General features: G+C 71.2%; 18 protein-coding genes and 1 riboswitch. Of the genes, 7 read left to right on the top strand and 11 right to left on the bottom strand.

The window, feature by feature from the left end; all coding sequences use genetic code 11:
- The first annotated feature begins 19 nt into the window (after positions 1 to 19).
- Together OG289_RS46575 and OG289_RS46570 are read left to right on the top strand one after the other, a co-directional pair.
- Complete coding sequence (locus OG289_RS46575; protein ID WP_327320070.1) at positions 20 to 826, top strand: SAM-dependent methyltransferase; 807 nt, start codon at positions 20 to 22, stop codon at positions 824 to 826.
- A gap of 89 nt (positions 827 to 915) precedes the next feature.
- The gene (locus OG289_RS46570) at positions 916 to 1,896 is read left to right on the top strand and encodes a phosphotransferase (protein WP_327320069.1); all 981 of its coding nucleotides are present in this window, start codon (positions 916 to 918) and stop codon (positions 1,894 to 1,896) included.
- A gap of 35 nt (positions 1,897 to 1,931) precedes the next feature.
- Here OG289_RS46570 and OG289_RS46565 read toward each other — a convergent pair whose 3' ends face one another.
- Entirely contained in the window at positions 1,932 to 2,465 is a 534-nt protein-coding gene (locus OG289_RS46565) for a kinase (protein ID WP_327321010.1), read from the bottom strand.
- Positions 2,466 to 2,521: 56 nt separating this feature from the next.
- Positions 2,522 to 2,869 carry an SCO4225 family membrane protein gene (locus OG289_RS46560; RefSeq protein WP_327320068.1) on the bottom strand — a complete coding sequence of 116 codons (348 nt, stop codon included), beginning with the start codon at positions 2,867 to 2,869 and terminating at the stop codon, positions 2,522 to 2,524.
- Between the two features lie 208 nt (positions 2,870 to 3,077).
- Here OG289_RS46560 and OG289_RS46555 point away from each other — a divergent pair, with 208 nt between their 5' ends.
- The gene (locus tag OG289_RS46555; protein ID WP_327320067.1) at positions 3,078 to 3,659 is read left to right on the top strand and encodes a hypothetical protein; all 582 of its coding nucleotides are present in this window, start codon (positions 3,078 to 3,080) and stop codon (positions 3,657 to 3,659) included.
- On the opposite strand, the gene OG289_RS46550 is transcribed toward OG289_RS46555, so the two are convergent.
- The gene (locus OG289_RS46550) at positions 3,653 to 4,273 is read right to left on the bottom strand and encodes a TetR/AcrR family transcriptional regulator (RefSeq protein WP_327320065.1); all 621 of its coding nucleotides are present in this window, start codon (positions 4,271 to 4,273) and stop codon (positions 3,653 to 3,655) included. The two genes, OG289_RS46555 and OG289_RS46550, sit on opposite strands and share 7 nt — an antisense overlap.
- A gap of 59 nt (positions 4,274 to 4,332) precedes the next feature.
- On the opposite strand from OG289_RS46550, the gene OG289_RS46545 reads away from it, so the two are divergent.
- The 3 genes from OG289_RS46545 (at position 4,333) to OG289_RS46535 (ending at position 7,231) form a co-directional block, all read left to right on the top strand.
- Positions 4,333 to 5,355: a hypothetical protein gene (locus OG289_RS46545; RefSeq protein ID WP_327320064.1), complete on the top strand. Its 1,023-nt coding sequence runs from the start codon at positions 4,333 to 4,335 to the stop codon at positions 5,353 to 5,355.
- 88 nt (positions 5,356 to 5,443) lie between these two features.
- Positions 5,444 to 5,552, top strand: a riboswitch (SAM riboswitch).
- Positions 5,553 to 5,682: 130 nt separating this feature from the next.
- Positions 5,683 to 5,826 (top strand): hypothetical protein, encoded by a 144-nt coding sequence (locus tag OG289_RS46540; protein WP_327320063.1) that lies wholly within the window; start codon positions 5,683 to 5,685, stop codon positions 5,824 to 5,826.
- A gap of 181 nt (positions 5,827 to 6,007) precedes the next feature.
- Positions 6,008 to 7,231 carry an FAD-dependent monooxygenase gene (locus OG289_RS46535; protein ID WP_327320062.1) on the top strand — a complete coding sequence of 408 codons (1,224 nt, stop codon included), beginning with the start codon at positions 6,008 to 6,010 and terminating at the stop codon, positions 7,229 to 7,231.
- A 60-nt stretch (positions 7,232 to 7,291) separates the two neighbouring features.
- Here the strand turns inward: OG289_RS46535 and urtE are convergent, their stop codons facing one another.
- From urtE to urtA, 5 genes are all read right to left on the bottom strand, one after another.
- Positions 7,292 to 7,984 carry an urea ABC transporter ATP-binding subunit UrtE gene (gene urtE, locus OG289_RS46530; protein WP_327320061.1) on the bottom strand — a complete coding sequence of 231 codons (693 nt, stop codon included), beginning with the start codon at positions 7,982 to 7,984 and terminating at the stop codon, positions 7,292 to 7,294.
- A 5-nt stretch (positions 7,985 to 7,989) separates the two neighbouring features.
- Complete coding sequence (gene urtD, locus OG289_RS46525) at positions 7,990 to 8,775, bottom strand: urea ABC transporter ATP-binding protein UrtD (RefSeq protein ID WP_327320060.1); 786 nt, start codon at positions 8,773 to 8,775, stop codon at positions 7,990 to 7,992.
- Positions 8,772 to 9,887, bottom strand: coding sequence for an urea ABC transporter permease subunit UrtC (gene urtC, locus OG289_RS46520; RefSeq protein ID WP_327320059.1), 1,116 nt, complete (start codon positions 9,885 to 9,887; stop codon positions 8,772 to 8,774). The genes urtD and urtC overlap by 4 nt, the downstream gene beginning before the upstream one ends.
- Complete coding sequence (gene urtB / locus OG289_RS46515) at positions 9,884 to 10,771, bottom strand: urea ABC transporter permease subunit UrtB (protein WP_327320058.1); 888 nt, start codon at positions 10,769 to 10,771, stop codon at positions 9,884 to 9,886. Before urtB ends, urtC begins: the two co-directional genes overlap by 4 nt.
- A 92-nt stretch (positions 10,772 to 10,863) precedes the next feature.
- A complete protein-coding gene (gene urtA, locus OG289_RS46510; RefSeq protein ID WP_327320057.1) occupies positions 10,864 to 12,120 on the bottom strand; it encodes an urea ABC transporter substrate-binding protein in 1,257 nt (418 codons plus the stop codon).
- A 257-nt stretch (positions 12,121 to 12,377) separates the two neighbouring features.
- Between urtA and OG289_RS46505 the strand changes: the two genes are divergently transcribed.
- Positions 12,378 to 12,857 carry a MarR family winged helix-turn-helix transcriptional regulator gene (locus OG289_RS46505; protein WP_327320056.1) on the top strand — a complete coding sequence of 160 codons (480 nt, stop codon included), beginning with the start codon at positions 12,378 to 12,380 and terminating at the stop codon, positions 12,855 to 12,857.
- On the opposite strand, the gene OG289_RS46500 is transcribed toward OG289_RS46505, so the two are convergent.
- The 3 genes from OG289_RS46500 to pgm all read right to left on the bottom strand — a co-directional run bounded on the left by OG289_RS46500 (position 12,814) and on the right by pgm (position 15,853).
- Complete coding sequence (locus OG289_RS46500; protein ID WP_327320055.1) at positions 12,814 to 13,929, bottom strand: substrate-binding domain-containing protein; 1,116 nt, start codon at positions 13,927 to 13,929, stop codon at positions 12,814 to 12,816. The genes OG289_RS46505 and OG289_RS46500 overlap by 44 nt on opposite strands.
- Before the next feature lie 91 nt (positions 13,930 to 14,020).
- Positions 14,021 to 14,188, bottom strand: coding sequence for a hypothetical protein (locus OG289_RS46495; protein WP_327320054.1), 168 nt, complete (start codon positions 14,186 to 14,188; stop codon positions 14,021 to 14,023).
- A gap of 24 nt (positions 14,189 to 14,212) precedes the next feature.
- Entirely contained in the window at positions 14,213 to 15,853 is a 1,641-nt protein-coding gene (pgm, locus tag OG289_RS46490; RefSeq protein ID WP_327320053.1) for a phosphoglucomutase (alpha-D-glucose-1,6-bisphosphate-dependent), read from the bottom strand.
- Positions 15,854 to 15,915: the final 62 nt, after the last annotated feature.

Raw genomic sequence — 15,915 nt, 5'->3', positions numbered from 1 at the left:
ACACACCGAAAGGCACAGGATGACCACCTCGAACGCCGCGCGGGACATCGACACCAGCAGGCCGCACTCCGCCCGGATGTACGACTACTACCTCGGCGGCAAGGACCACTTCGAGGTCGACAAGCAGGCGGCCGAGACCGTCGCGGCGGCCTACCCGGGCATCTTCGTGTGCGCCCGCGAGAACCGCGCCTTCATGCACCGGGCCACCCGGGTCCTCGCGCAGGAGCACGGCATACGCCAGTGGCTGGACATCGGCACCGGCATCCCCACCGAACCGAACCTGCACCAGGTCGCCCAGTCCGTGGTCCCCGAGGCGCGGGTGGTCTACGCCGACAACGACCCGCTCGTCCTGAAGTACGCCGAACGTCTGATGCGCAGCACCGCCCAGGGCCGCACGACCTACCTGGAGGCGGACGTCAACGACCCCGACACGCTGCTGAACGCGCCCGCGCTGGCCGAGGTCCTGGACCGGGGCCGGCCCGTGGCCCTGTCGTTGAACGCCCTCATGCACTTCGTCACCGACGCCCAGGACCCGTACGGCATCGTCGGCCGTCTGCTGGCCGCGCTCCCCTCGGGCAGCGCGCTGGCCCTGAGCCACTGCACGCCCGACTTCGACCCGGCCACCTGGCAGAAGGTCACCGACATCTACACGGGCGCCGGCACGCCGGTGCAGTTCCGCTCGCAGAAGGACGTCGCCCGCTTCTTCGACGGCCTGGACCTCCTCGACCCCGGCGTCACGGTCGGCCACCGCTGGCGCCCGGACAGCACCGTCGAGGCCACGGACGCCGAGGTCAGCCTCTGGACGGGGGTCGGCATCAAGCCGTAGCCAAGGCGACTGCCCGATGACACCGGGCCGGTGGGCATGCCAGGTTCCCGCAGGCCCTTGGCCTGTCCAGCAGCCGGAAAGGTACGTACATGCAGAACATGGCCGTCTCCATCGCGGACACCTACGCACTCGGCGCCGGGCCGTGGACTGTCGAACCGGTCACCCGGGGCGCGCTGGGGCAGATCTGGAAGTTGTCCGGGAACGGCTCCTCATGGGCGGTGAAGGAGCTTCTCTTCGGCTGTGACGAAGGACAGGTTCTCCGGGAGGCGGCACTGCGCAACGCCTCGGAGAAGCTGGGAATCGCCTCGCCGCGGCTGCTGCCGAACCGCGCAGGCGCCCACGTCTCACGGCTCGGCCCCTCGGCCGACGGGTCCTGCGTGAAGCTGTACGACTGGGTCGACGGGACTCGGGCGGACGCGTCCGATCCGGAGATCCTGAGCTGGTGCGGCCGGACCCTGGCCCTCCTGCACACGGCCGGCGCGGGCGCGGGCGGGACACCGGATTCCTGGTACGAGCAGTGCCCCGGGGAGGCCGAGTGGGCGAAGCTCCACGAGGAGGTGCGGCGGGCCGGCATGCCGTGGTCGGACGCTCTGGGCCGGTTCATCGCCACGTCGGCCGCGGAACTCGCACCGCATGTCACTCCGTCCGGCGCGGATGATCTGGTGACGTCACATCTCGATGTACAGCCCCAGAACGTTCTGGTCGGCCGGGCCGGGCCGGTCCTCCTCGACTGGGACAACGCCGGACCGATCTCGGCGGGGCGAGAACTCGCACAGGCCGTGTACGTGTGGTCGGGCGGGAACGGTTTCGACGCCGATTGCGCCCGGCGACTGGTGCGGGCGTACAGGGATGCGGGAGGCGGCCCGGTCGTCAAGGGCCTGGACTCGTTCTCGACGCTGTTCGCCACGGCCCTGAACTACGTCCGCGTCCAGGCCGAGTGCGCGATCGATCCGGCGGTGACCTCGGCGCAGCGCGAGTTCGCGAGCGGTCAGGTCGTCGCGGCTCTGGACGCTGTGCCGGACCTGACGGCCGTCTCACGGTTGGCGGAGGCGCTCGATGCCGTGGGGTGACGACGACCGCGACACCCGTCCCCTCCCGGCGGGTGTCAGTTCTCCCGGGCAGGGAGGCGGTCCAGGCCCGTGTCGCGCATGATGCGGTCGACGGTCTGGGCGAGGGTGCTGTCGGCACCGATGACGGTCTCGACGGCGCCCGGCAGCAGATCGAGGTCCCGGTACCAGTCGCGCAGGTCCGCCTCGCCGACCTCGTGGGCGATCGGCTTGCCGGCGTGGCGCAGCAGGGTTTCGGCGAACGGGATGTCGAGGTAGTAACCGTGGGTCGGGCCGCGGTGGTCCTCTCGCAGTCGCGCGAGCATGGCGCCGTAGCGGTCGGCGTACAGGAGGCCCTCGAGGACGACGTGGTACCCGGCGTCCAGGGCGTAGCGGGTGACGGCGTCGATCAGCCCGATGTTCGCCGCACCGGGCCGGTCGCGCTCGCGCAGCACGACCCGGCGGAGGTTGTCCTGCTCGACCAACGCCAGGCCGCGGCCGAACCTGTCCCGCAGGCCGGCCGCCACCGAAGACTTGCCTGCGGCGCTGTTGCCGCGCAGTACGACCAGCCGGGTCTCCCGGGTTCCCACCATCACGGCGGTCACGTTACCGGCCCGACGGCAGGGCCGGCTCGTGCGTCCGGCCGGTATCAGGCGGTGGGGGCGGCGCGCGGGGGCGTCGGGCGGAGCCGGTGCAGGCAGGCGCCGAGGACGGCGGCGTTGACGAAGGCGGACACCGCGATCCCGACGACGTAGAGGACCATGAACGAGCCGGTGCCGTCGAGGACGGCGTCGGGCAGGAGGGTGAGCAGCAGGCTCAGCGGGGCGGTCAGCAGCCAGGGGACCACGCCGGCCATGGAGGCGTCCGGGTGCGAGACGAACAGGGTGTCGAACGCGACGAACGCGAGCGCGGCGCCGACGACGGCCAGGTAGGCGCGAGAGAGCCAGTTGTCCGTCGCCGAGACGTAGAGCGAGCGGAAGCGGCGAGAGACGTTCACGGTGTCCTCCGTTGGTCGGATCCGGGCGGCGTCCCTCCCCTTCGAACACCGAGGAGGTGACAGCCCCACGATGTCCCGGGCACCGGCCGCCGGGCATGAGTACCTCTACTCATCCGGGTCTGAGCCGCGCGCCGGGTGCACCTGGCTGCTCGTCCCCATGAGTAGGGGTACTCATGCGGTCTGCCGCGACGCGCGCGAGGATCGGTGCATGACGAAGCGCAGACGGACCCAAGTCCGGCTCGGAATGCCGCTGTTGGCCGTACTGGGCATGGTGGCCGCGGGGTGCGGAACCGATCGGGCCGGGGACGACGAGGCCGGCGCCGGGGCGTCCGCGCGGGCCACGGGGCGGACGCCGAGTGCGCCGGTGGACTTCCCGTGTCCCGGCGAGAGCCCCACCCCGACGCCCTCCCCGACGGGGAACACCTCCGCCCCGGCCACGCCCCCCGTCGACCACTACGCCGAGAACCACGGCTTCATGGTGCCCATCCCCCTGCACGGTCAGCAGCGCTGCGACGGGCTCGCGGCGGCCCGGCGGATCGAGGCCGCGCTGGAACCGCTGCGCGAGCGCGGCGACTTCGCCCCGGACAGCACCCGCGGCGCGCTGACCGCCCTCGGTTACTCCGCCGGGAGCGTGCAGTCGTACCAGAACGGCTCCACCGGTGTCGGCTTCCTCATCGACGGCCAACCGATGTGCCTGGAAGGCAGCATGAACCGCGCGACCGTGGAGGCGGACGCCTTCGACGGCTACCCCGACCACACCGGCTGCGACCGTCCCTCGGGCGGTCACTGAACGGCGGGGCGGTCCCTCCCGTGGCGGACCAGCGGCAGGAACAACCGGTCCACGATCTCTTCCAGTTCGCCGTCCGCCGGAGTGCGGCGGGCCATGAAGAGATCGTGGAGGACGAGCACCACCGGTAGCGTGACCAGCCGGTCGGGCAGGGACTCGACGGCGTCGATCTCGGCCCGCCGGGCAGCCCGTTCCAGCACCGTCCGCATCCACTCATGGCCCGGCCCCTGGTTGCGTGACGCCACATAGGCGGACAGTTCCGTCGCCCGCCCCTCCTCCGCGGCGAGCACCTCGCGCACGGGGGCGAGTTCCCGCGTGCGTCCGACGACGAGACGCAGCAGGGCCAGGACGTCGCCGCGCAGGTCGCCGGTGTCGGGCGGCCCGTCCGGCAGCGGCGGCGCCTGATGGGCCAGCGCGGCCAGGACCAGCTCCCGCTTGGACGGCCAGCGGCGGTAGAGCACCGGACGGCTCGTGCCGGCCCGGTCGGCCACCGCCTCGTACGTCAGCCTCTCGTAGCCGACCGCGACCAGTTCGTCCCAGACCGCCTCCAGGAGCGCGGCCTCCAGCTCGGCCCCTCGGCGGCGCTTGCGCGGGGACCCTGTCGACTCTTTAGACACGTCATGTATCTTAACCTCGTCGATAAGATACACAGCGATTCTTATTGGAGGAGTCGGTCATGCGCGGCAAGGGCATCCACTACGACACGGGCACGTTTCCCAATGGCGACACGTCCCGTCCGGAGTTCGACCCCCGGGTCGTCGAGCGGGAGATGCGGGTCATCGCGGAGGACCTGCACTGCACCGCGGTCCGCATCACGGGCGGCGACCCGGACCGCATCGAGACCGCGGCACGGCACGCGGCGGCAGCCGGCTTGGAAGTCTGGTTCTCGCCGTTTCCCTGCGAGATGACGAACGAGGAGATGCTGCCGCACTTCGTCGACTGCGCCGAGCGAGCCGAACGGCTGCGTCGCGACGGCGCCGCGGTCCGGCTGGTCACCGGCTGCGAACTGAGTCTGTTCGCGCGCGGATACCTGCCCGGCGACACCTTCAGCGCCCGCGTCCCGGTCCTGGCCGGCCCCGGCCGCGAGGCCGCCCTCAAGGACATCCCCGACAAGGTCAACGCGTTCCTCGGCGAGGTCGTCGACGCCGTACGCCCGGTCTTCGGGGGCCTCGTCAGCTACGCCTCCTGTCCTCTGGACGGCGTGGACTGGAGCCCGTTCGACATCGTCGGCCTGGACGCCTTCCGGGGCCTGCGCAACGCCGCCACCTACCGCGACGACCTGCGCAAGGAGTTCGCCCACGGCAAGCCGGTCGCGATCCTGGAGGTCGGCTGCTGCACCTACCGGGGCGCGGGCGACTACGGCGGCGCGGGCTGGTACATGGCCATGGAAGCCGACGGCGTCACGCCCAAGCCCGGCCTTGTGCGCGACGAGGGCGAGCAGGTCCGCTACCTCGACGACCTGCTGCCCGTCTTCGAGGAGGAGGGCGTCGACTCGCTTTTCTGGTTCAGCTTCGCCGGCTACTCCACCCCCCACCGCACCTCCGGCCCGGACCCGGACCTCGCCTCCTACGGCATCGTCAAGGTCCTCGACGACCGGAGCGGCGTCCCCGCCGCCGAGCGCACCCACCCCGACCTGCCCTGGGAACCGAAGGAGGTGTTCCACGCACTCGCGGACCGGTACAAGGCCCTCCGGAAGTGACCGGATCCGTTCAACTCCCCTACCGGTATTGACGGATAATCTCAGTGCTCCCTGCACCGGCACCGGCACCGGCACCGGCACCGGCACCGGCACCGAGTGTCAGCGTCAAGCCCTGGCTCGCCGATCGGCAACCTCCTGCGCGGTGGGGTGCTCCAGGTGACAGCCCGGCAGGGTCGTCGACGCCGCAAGCGCGTGGCCTCGGAACGGGGCCCGAGATGCGGAGGACCGGAGTGCGACACGACGTCGCCGGAGCCGTTCCGGGAAGGGCCGGCGACGCGGTCGGGACGGCCGTCGTCGTTCAGGTCGGCCGTCAGCTCCCCCGCCGCCGTGACACACGCGGTGATCGCGGACGGCCCGGTCGGCGGCAGGGGCGGCCCGCCTCGGGAGTCCTCGCATCCGGCGAAGAGCAGCAGGCCGGCCGCGACCCGGGCCGCCCTCGCCCTGGCCGCATGGCGGCTGCTCGACGACTGAGGTAGATCCGCCTCGTCACCCCGGGCCCCCAAACGGTGGTGGACCACCACTGACCGCCAATGACCACCAATGACCATCACCGGAGCGGAAGCGGCCCTTCAGCCACAACCTGGGGTTCGCGGCGTCATTCTGTAACTGAGCTTTGCGCGATGCTGACGGCGATGACGAAGCGGGGACCGGCGTGAGAGCGATCGTCGTGGGGGCGGGCATCGGTGGGCTGGCCGCGACGCTGAGCCTGCGCCGGGCCGGCTGCGAGGTCACTCTCGTCGAGCGCACACCGCGGTTCGGCGAGGTCGGTGCCGGCATCCAGCTCGCGCCCAACGCCACGCGCGTGCTGCGCCGGCTCGGCCTGCTCGACACGGTCGCCGCCCAGTCCGCTCGTCCCTCCCACCTGAGCTTCCGCACCTGGTCCGACGGAGCCGAGATCTGCCGCTACACACTGGGCCGCGAGGCCGAGGAGGAGTTCGGGGCGCCCTATCTGCAGGTCCACCGGGCCGATCTGCACCATGCCCTGGCTGCCGGGATCCCCCCGGAGTCGGTGCGCCTCGACACCGTCGTCGTGGGCATCGACCAGGACGACGACGCCGCGTACGTGACCACGGCGGGCGGGGAACGCCTGCGCGCGGACCTGGTCGTGGCCGCGGACGGGGTGCGGTCCGCGGCCCGCGCATGGCTCTTCGGCGCGGAGCAGGCGGTCTTCTCGGGAACCGCCGCCTACCGGGTGCTGCTCCCGGCCGACGAGGTGGCCGATCTGAATCTGCCGGACACCGGGGTGTGGCTGGGCCCGGGCCGTCACTTCGTCCACTACTGGGTGCGCCGTCGTGAACTGCTCAACGTCGTGGCCGTGTTCGGGACGAAGGCGGCGCGGGAGTCGTGGACCGCCCGGGCGGAGCAGGGAGAGCAACTGCGCGAGTTCGACGGGTGGGACTCCCGGGTGCTCGGTGTCCTCGAACGCGCTGGGCAGGTGTTCCGCTACGGCATCCACACCCGTGCCCCGCTCGAGCGGTGGAACATCGGGCGGGTGACCCTGTTGGGCGACAGCGCCCATGCGATGGTGCCGTTCCAGGCCCAGGGCGCGGCGCAGGCGATCCTGGACGCCGCCGTGCTCGGCGACGCCCTCGCGGGTGCGACGCCGGCCGAAGTACCCGACGCGCTCGACCGGTACGTGCGCCGGAGGCTCTCGGCCGCGACCGGCGTCCAGGCCGGCTCCGCGCGGGCGGGCGAGGACTTCCACCTGCCGGACGGGCCCGAGGCCCGGGCGCGGAACGCCCGCATGGCGGCCCAGGCGGCCGAGAACGGGTTCGGCCCCCTGGCCGCCACCTGGGCGGTCGACCCCCTCGACCGCCCGGGGCCGTCCGGCGCACCCATGCCGCAGGCGCAAGGCCGGCCTGCGCGTCCGAGCTGATCGGCCGCCGTTGCCGTCCTGCGACTGATCCGCCCGACAGGTCCTCTGCCTCGGCCGGCCTCACACGCTGAGCGCGGCCCGTACGGTGTGCTCGGCGCCCGTTCCGCCCTCGCCGGAGGAGGTCACGCGGCCCGCCTCCAGGACGTGGTAGTGCTGGCCGGCGCGCATGGCGAAGCCGACGTGCTGTTCGACGAGGAGGACGGAGAGTCCGCCGCGCCGGGCGAGCGAGAGGATCGTCTCCTCTATCTCGGCGACGACGGACGGCTGGATGCCCTCGGTCGGTTCGTCGAGCAGGAGCAGCCGCGGCCGGGTCACCAGGGCCCGGGCGATGGCGAGTTGCTGGCGCTGCCCGCCGGAGAGCAGTCCGGCGCGGCGGCCGGACAGCTCGCGCAGGACGGGGAACAGGTCCAGGGCCTCGGCGATCGCCTCCTTTCCCTCGGAGCGGCCGTCGGCGACGAGTTGGAGGTTCTCGGCGGCGGTGAGGTGCGGGAAGCACTGCTGGCCCTGCGGGACGTACGCCATCCCGCGCGCGACCCGCTGGTGCGGGGCAAGGCGGGTGATGTCCTCGCCGTCGAGCCGCACGGTCCCGCCGGTCGGTTTGATCAGGCCCATGGCGGCCCGCAGCAGGGTGCTCTTGCCGGCGCCGTTGTGCCCGAGGACGGCCGCGACGCCGTCCTTCGGAACGGCGACGGTCACTCCGTGCAGGACGGTGGTGCGGTCGTAGCCCGCCCGTACGTCGTTGATCTCCAGCATGGGCGTCACGCCTCCTCGGCGACGGGTACGGAAGCGGCGGCCGGTCCGGGCGCGGGTTCTGAGGCGCGCCCGAGGTAGACCTCCTGGACCTCGGCGTCGGCCTGGACCTCGGCGACGGAGCCCTCGCTGAGGACCTTGCCGGCGTGCAGGACGCTGACGCTCCGGGCGAAGGAGCGCATGAAGTCCATGTCGTGCTCGATGACGACGACCGTGTGGTCCTCGCCCACCCGCTGCAACAGCTCGCCGGTGGCCTCGCGTTCGTCGTGGCTCATGCCGGCGACGGGCTCGTCGAGCAGCAGCAGCTTCACCTCCTGCACCAGCAGCATCCCGATCTCCAGCCACTGCTTCTGCCCGTGGGCCAGCGCCCCGGCGGGGCGGTCGCGCAGTCCGGTCAGACCGATGGTCTCCAGGGCCTTCTCGACCGGCTCGGGCACGCCCTTGCGGCGCCGCAGCATGGTCCACACCCCGCGGCCCGCGCCGGCGGCGATGTCCAGGTTCTGCAGGACGGTCAACTCCTCGAAGACCGTGGCCGTCTGGAAGGTCCGGCCGATCCCCAGCCGGGCGATCTTCTGCACGGGCCTGCCCAGCAGGTCCTGGTCGCCGAAGCGCACCGAGCCCGTCGCCTTCACCAGGCCGGTGACCGCGTCGACGAGCGTGGTCTTGCCCGCGCCGTTCGGGCCGATCAGGAAGCGCAGATCACCGGGGCGGATGTCCAGATCGACGCCGTCGACGGCGGTGAACCCGTCGAACGTCACCCGCAGATCGCGGATCGTGAGTCCCTCGCCGCTCATGCTGTCTCTCCCGTCGTACGAGTACCGGTACGGGTACGTCGCCTGCGCAGGACGACGCCGACGGAGGCGAGGCCGCCGGGCAGGAAACCGACCGCCACCACGAACAGCAGGCCCTGCAGGTAGGTCCACGCGGCGGGGAAGGCGTCGGAGAGCGTGCTCTGCGCCCAGGCCACGGCGATCGCGCCGAGCACCGCGCCCACCAGCGAGGCCCGGCCGCCGACCGCCGCGCCGATGACGAAGCCGATGGACGGCACGATCCCGATCAACGCCGGGGAGATGATCCCGACGGCCGGCACGAAGAGGGCGCCGGCCAGGCCCGCCATGCCGGCCGCGACGACGTACGCGACGAGCTTGACGCCTGCCGGGTTGTAGCCGAGGAAGCGCACCCGCTCCTCGGAGTCCCGTACCGCGACGAGGAGTTCGCCGTAGCGGCTGACGAACAGTTGGCGGGCGGCGGCCATCAGCAGGAGCAGGACGGCCGCGATGACGACGTACACCATCCGCTGGTTGACCGGGTCGCCCAGGTCGTAGCCGAAGAAGCCCTGGATGTCGGTGAGGCCGTTGGTGCCGCCGGTGGTGGCCTGCTGGCCGATCAGCCAGATGGACAGGGCGGCGGCCAGGGCCTGGCTGAGGATCGCGAAATAGGCGCCCTTGACCCGGCGTTGGAAGACGAAGAAGCCGAGCAGCGCGGCGACCGCCATGGGCAGCAGCACCGTCATGGCGAGTGCGAAGGCCGGGTTGGCGAAGGGCTCCCACCACCAGGGCAGGGCGTCGCCGGTGCCGTACAACTGCATGAAGTCGGGCAGTGTCTCGCCGGTGGCGGCGGCGTCGGCAAGCTTGAGGTGCATGGCCATGGCGTAGCCGCCGAGGCCGAAGAAGACGCCCTGGCCGAGCACCATGAGCCCGCCCCGGCCCCAGGCGAGGCTGACGCCGACGGCGACGATCGCGTAGCACAGGTACTTCGCGAGGAGCGAGAGGCGGAAGTCGGAGAGGGCGAGCGGGGCCACGCCGAGGAGGAGTACGGCGCCGAGGACGAAGGCGCCGGGTACCCGGAAGCGTTTGAGCAGGGGCACGGAGGGCGCCGTGACGGTGGGCGTGGTTGTGGTCGTCATGCCAGGCTCCGGGTGCGCAGTGTGTACAGGCCCTGGGGTCGCCACTGGAGGAAGGCGACGATCGCCACGAGCACGATGACCTTCGCGACGCTGACCGTCGTCGAGTACTCGAGGACCGACTGGAGCACGCCGAGCGCGAAGGCGGTGATCACGCTGCCCTTGAGCTGCCCGATGCCGCCCACGACGACGACCAGGAAGGCGTCGACGATGTAGTTGGTGCCCATCGTCGGGCCGATCGGGCCGACCAGGGTGAGCGCGACACCGGCCACTCCCGCGAGGCCCGAGCCGATGAAGAAGGTCATGCGGTCGACCCGCCCGGTGGCGATGCCCGACACCTCGGCGAGGTCGCGGTTCTGCACGACGGCCCGGATACGGCGGCCCAGCGGGGTGAGCCGCAGGATGAGCGTGAGGGCGAGGACGCAGAACAGGGCCAGGCCGAGGATGAACAGCCGGCTGTTGGCGAAGGTGATGCCGCCGCCCAGGGAGATGTTGCCGGTGAGCAGGTCGGGGGCGTGGGTCTGGACGTTGGGGGCGCCGAAGACGTCCCGGGCGAGCTGCTGGAGCATCAGGGAGACGCCCCAGGTGACCAGCAGGGTGTCCAGCGGGCGGGTGTACAGGCGCCGGATGAGCAGCCACTCCAGCAGCGCGCCCATGGCGCCGGCGACCAGGAAGGCCACGGGCAGGGCGACGAGCAGGGAGACGCCGGCGCTGCTGACGGACTTCTGCAGGACGTACGTGGTGTAGGCGCCGGCCATGATGAACTCGCCGTGCGCCATGTTGATCACGCCCATCTGACCGAAGGTCAGGGTCAGACCGAGCGCGATGAGCAGGAGGACGGCACCGATGCTGATGCCGGTGAAGGACTGGCTGAGGATGACCGTCATGAAGCGGCTCCTGGTCGGGGACGGGAGTGCGGGCCGGCCATGGGCGTGACCCGGCCCGGTGTCGGGGCCGGGTCCCACCTCGGGGCCGGGGATCAGGACAGGCCGGAGGCCCAGTCGTAGCCCTTGAGGTACGGGTCCGGCTTGATCGGGCCGCCCGAGTTCCAGACCTCGGTGATCAGGCCGTCCGCACCGACCTTGCCGATCCGGGCCGTCTTGTGGACGTGCTGGCTCGCTCCGTCGACGGTGACCTTGCCCTCGGGGGCGTCGAAGGTGATGCCGTCCGAGGCCGCCTTGACCTTGGCCACGTCGAACGAGCCCGCCTTCTCGACCATCGCCTTCCACAGGTGGACGGAGACGTACGCGGCCTCCATCGGGTCGCTGGTCGGCTTGTCCTTGCCGTACTCGGCCTGGTAGGCCGCCACGAACTTGGTGTTGGCCGCGCCGGGCGTGGTTTCGTAGTAGTTCCACGCGGTCAGCTGGTCCTGGAGGTACTGGGTGCCGATGCTCTTCACCTCCTCCTCGGCGATGGAGACCGACAGCACCGGCATGCTCTTCGCGGTCAGCCCGGAGGACTTGTACTCCTTGAAGAAGGCCACGTTGCTGTCGCCGTTGAGGGTGTTGAACACGGCGTCCGCGCCGGAGTCCTTGACCTTGTTGACGATGGTGCCGAATTCCGTGGATCCGAGCGGTGCGTAGTCCTCGCCGACCACCGTCATCCCCTTGGCCTTCGCGTACGCCTTGATGATCTTGTTGGCGGTGCGTGGGAAGACATAGTCACTGCCGACGAGGTAAAGCTTGGTCAGACCCTGCTTCTTGAGGTAGTCGAGGGCCGGGACGATCTGCTGGTTGGTGGTGGCGCCGATGTAGAAGATGTACGGCGACTCCTCCAGGCCCTCGTACTGGACGGGGTAGAAGAGCAACGACTTGTACCGCTCGAATACCGGCTTGACGGCCTTGCGGCTGGCCGAGGTCCAGCAGCCGAAGGTGGCCGCGACCTTGTCGTCCTTGATCAGGGCCTCCGCCTTCTCCGCGAAGGTGGGCCAGTCGGAGGCGCCGTCCTGGCTGACGGCCTTGAGCTTCTTGCCGAGCACCCCGCCCGCTGCGTTGATCTCCTTGATGGCGAGCAACAGCGCGTTGTGGACGGTGACTTCGCTGATGGCCATGGTGCCCGACAGTGAGTTCAGCAGGCCGACCCCGACCGTGCTGCCGGAGGTGTCGGCGGAGGCGCCGGCCGCGTCCGTCGAGGTGCCGTCACCGGTCTTGGCGCCACAGGCGCTGAGCGCGGCGGAGGCGCCGACGGCCGAGATACCGGCCAACAGGCCTCGTCTGCTGATGCTGAGCCCGGACATACGAAACCTCCATGCCCCGAGGGGCGTGCGAAGAGAGCGGAAGGACACTGAGGACTCTGGGGAGGGAACGGATGAAGCGCGCTCAGCCTGCGAGGAGACTGTTTCCGCTGCGTTTCCACGCAATTGAAGATCAGTTTCTGGTGGAAGTAATAATGCGGGTATCGATACTTCCTGGGGAAAGGGCCTTTTGCGGTAGGCTCCCGTCAACCCCGCACGGGGAAACAGGACTTCGAGAACGCCCGATCCGGAGGAGTGCGATGGCGAGGCAGCCCCAGGAACTGCTCCGTCTGCTGACCCGTGCCGAACGTCTCGCCGTCCGCCGGGTCCAGTCCGTACTGGAGGAGTTCGACTGCTCGGTGGAGGCCTGGCAGGTTCTGGACCTGCTCTCGGACGGGCAAGGGCATCACATGACGGCCGTTGCCGACCACGCCTTCATGCCGGCTCCGAGTGCCACCAAGTTGGTCGACCAACTCGTCGACCAGAACCTCGTGTTCCGCAGGGTCGACCCGGTCGACCGCCGCCGGGTACTGGCCTACCTCACCCCGCGGGGCGTGCGGCGCCGGCAGCAGCTGGTCCGCGAAGTACGGGCCGACTGGGCGGAGTTGGAGCCGCTGCTCATGGACGACGAGCGGGGCGAGCGGCTGGAGGGCCTGCTGGAACGGCTGGCTGAGGTGCTGGAGGACGGAGGGAACGTCACGACAACTCGTGCGGAGCGCGCAGTTGGGCGAGGACGTTGAAGTCGAGACCCTCCGCCCGGGCCAGGTAGATGCGCTGGCGCACATGGCGGCCGTCCAGGCTCAGCAGACCCCGCGGGCCCTCGTACGAGACGGTGTCGGCTGCGGCCCCGATGGCGGACACGTCCAGCGTGCGGGCCCGTTCGATGAGCGCCGCGAGCAGCAGCACGCCCTCGTAGCAGGACTCGCCGAGACTGCCCGGGGTCGGGGCCGTCACGCCGAAGCGGTCGGCGTACTGCCCGTGGAAGTCCATGGTGTTCCGGTCGGCCAGCGAGGCGAAGAAACCGGCCGTGCTGTAGAGGTCGACGGTGGCCTCGGGGCCGCTGCCCAGCAGCATGTTCTCGTCCATCAGCGTGCTGAGCCTGAGACAGCGCTGGTCGAGTCCGGCGGTGGCGAAGGCCCGGTTGAAGCGGATCGCGTCGCTGCCGACCAGCAGCATCAGCACGGCGTCGGCGTCGGCCCGCTCGATCCGGCGCAGCACGTCGTGGAAGTCGTCTGCGCCCAGCGGAAGATAGGCCTCGCCGCAGACCCGGCCACGGGAGTCGCGTGCGTAGCGGCGGGCCGCCCGGGCGGTGCGCCGGGGCCAGACGTAGTCGTTGCCGACGACGAACCAGCGGCGCACGCCCCGGTTCTCGGTGAGCAACCGCATGGCGGGCAGCAGCTGCGAGGCGGGGGTCTCGCTCGTCAGGTAGACGCCGTCGGTGCGCTCGCCGCCCTCGTAGAGAGCGGTGTAGACGTAGGGCACCCGGTGGGCGATCCGCGGGGCCATCGCCTGCCGCACCGAGGAGATGTGCCAGCCCGTGACCCCCTGCACCACGCCCGTGGCCACCAGGGCCTCCACGTCCTCCGCGACCTGCTGCGGATCGGCGCCGCCGTCGACCTCCAGGAGCCGCAGCTCCCTACCCAGCACGCCCCCCGCCTTGTTGACCTCCTCGGCGGCCAGCCGGGCGCACATCTCGCAGGCGGGGCCGAACACCCCGGCGGGCCCCTGCATCGGGTACACGAGAGCGACGTTCAGAGTCGAGTCGTCGACCGTGAACCACTCGGGGGTGCGGAGTCGGACGGGCCGGTGCATGGCCCCATGATCGCCGCACCGCTCCCGGGGCCAAAGCGGCGGCCCGGATCGAGACCGATTCGTAGAAATGCGGCCGTGGTCGCAACGCGCGTCACCGTTCGGCGGGCTCAGCCTCCCGGTCCAGGGCGAGCGGCCGGGCCGCGTAGGTGATGCGGACGACGCCGTCGGCGTGCCGTTCCGGCTCCCCGCGCTGCGCCAACCTCGACGCGGTGCGCCGCCACCGGGCACGCACCGCGCCGTCCGCCTCCCAGCAGGCCACCGAGGGGGTGTGGCCGACCTCGCCTCAGCCGCCCAGTGCCGCGTCGACCACGTCCTTGGCCTCCTCCTGGACGCGGCGGAGGTGGTCGGGGCCGAGGAACGACTCGGCGTAGATCTTGTAGACGTCCTCGGTGCCCGACGGGCGGGCCGCGAACCAGGCGTTGGCGGTGGTCACCTTGATACCGCCGATGGCCGCGCCGTTGCCCGGGGCCTCGGTGAGCACGCCCGTGACCGCCTCCCCCGCCAGGGTGTCGGCGGTGACCTGCGCGGGCGAGAGCTTGGCGAGCAGCGCCTTCTCCTCCCGCGTGGCCGCGGCGTCGATGCGGGCGTAGGCGGGCGCGCCGAAACGGTCCGTCAGGCCGGTGTAGTGCTCCGACGGGGTCTTCCCGGTGACCGCCGTGATCTCGGAGGCGAGCAGCGCCAGAATGATGCCGTCCTTGTCCGTGGTCCACACGGAGCCGTCGCGGCGCAGGAAGGACGCGCCGGCCGACTCCTCACCGCCGAAACCGAGCGATCCGTCGACCAGACCGTCCACGAACCACTTGAACCCGACGGGCACCTCGACCAGCCGGCGCCCGAGGTCTGCGGCGACCCGGTCGATCATCGAGGACGACACCAACGTCTTGCCGATGCCCGCCTCGGCGGGCCACTGCTCGCGGTGCGCGTAGAGATGGGCGATGGCGACGGCCAGATAGTGGTTGGGATTCATCAGGCCGGCGTCCGGGGTGACGATGCCGTGCCGGTCGGCGTCGGCGTCGTTGCCGGTGGCGATGTCGAACCGGTCGCGCTGGTCGATGAGCGAGGCCATCGCGTACGGCGACGAGCAGTCCATGCGGATCTTGCCGTCCCAGTCGAGCGTCATGAAACGCCAGGTGGGGTCGGTGAGCGGGTTGACCACCGTGAGGTCGAGGCGGTGCTGCTCGGCGATGCGGCCCCAATAGGCGACCGACGCCCCGCCCAGCGGGTCGGCGCCGATCCGGACGCCGGCGGCGCGGATCGCGTCCAGGTCGAGGACGTTCGGGAGGTCGGCGACGTACGCGCCGAGGAAGTCGTGGCGGCCGGTCGTGGACGCGGCGAGGGCCCGGGTGTGGGGGACGCGCCGTACGTCCTTCAGGCCGGCCGCGATGATCTCGTTGGCCCGGTCCTGGATCCAGGAGGTGGCGTCGGAACCGGCGGGGCCGCCGCTCGGCGGGTTGTACTTGAAGCCGCCGTCGGCGGGCGGGTTGTGCGACGGGGTGACCACCACGCCGTCGGCGAGGCCGGCGGTGCGGCCCCGGTTGTGGGTGAGGATCGCGTGGGAGACGGCGGGCGTGGGCGTGTAGCCGTCGGCGCTGTCGATGAGCACCGTCACGCCGTTGGCGGCGAACACCTCCAGGGCGGTGACCCGGGCGGGCTCGGACAGGGCGTGGCTGTCGGCGCCGAGGAAGAGGGGGCCCTCGGTGCCCTGGGCGGCGCGGTACTCGCAGATGGCCTGGCTGGTCGCGGCGATGTGGTCGTCGTTGAACGCCGTGTTCAGCGACGATCCCCGGTGTCCCGAGGTGCCGAACGCGACGCGCTGTCCCGGGTCGGCCGGGTCGGGGTGCAGCGCGTAGTACGCGGTGACCAGCCGGGCGACGTCGACGAGATCCTCGGGGCCGGCCGTCCGGCCCGCTCGCTCGTGCATCATGTGCCCGCTCCTCCACATCGGTTGACCATTGGCTTGCGGTCCCATCTTCCCTTGTGGGAGTG

The sequence above is a fragment of the Streptomyces sp. NBC_01235 genome (assembly GCF_035989285.1).
In the GTDB taxonomy this organism is placed as follows: domain Bacteria; phylum Actinomycetota; class Actinomycetes; order Streptomycetales; family Streptomycetaceae; genus Streptomyces.
The sequence above is the reverse complement of the archived record's forward strand: the minus strand, read 5'-3'. Positions and strand labels throughout refer to the sequence as shown.